Raw genomic sequence first — 285 nt, 5'->3', positions numbered from 1 at the left:
TAGGGGGATTAGCTCAGCTGGGAGAGCACCTGCTTTGCAAGCAGGGGGTCGTCGGTTCGATCCCGTCATCCTCCACCAAGTCCTCAATGCACAGCGCTGAATGGCGATTCAACGTTGTGCATTGGCGACTATAGCCAGTTGATGCTGTTGGGTAGTGAAGTGACCCGATCGGCTAAACGTTCTTTAACAATCTGGAAGAAGTAGTAAAGAGATGCGCTGAAAGCACTTAGAGATGGGTGTGAGTAGGGGCATCAGGGTAGTGATTGTATCAAGTATGAAAAGGTA

1 tRNA gene is annotated in these 285 nt (G+C 49.8%); it reads left to right on the top strand.

Going from position 1 to position 285, the window contains the following annotated elements:
- Positions 1-2 precede the first annotated feature (2 nt).
- Positions 3-78, top strand: a tRNA-Ala gene (locus tag PQR08_RS38805).
- Positions 79-285: the final 207 nt, after the last annotated feature.

This window comes from Caballeronia jiangsuensis (assembly GCF_046030135.1).
Lineage (GTDB): Bacteria > Pseudomonadota > Gammaproteobacteria > Burkholderiales > Burkholderiaceae > Caballeronia > Caballeronia jiangsuensis.
Note: the sequence above shows the minus strand (reverse complement) of the source record. Positions and strands in the feature narration are given on the sequence as shown.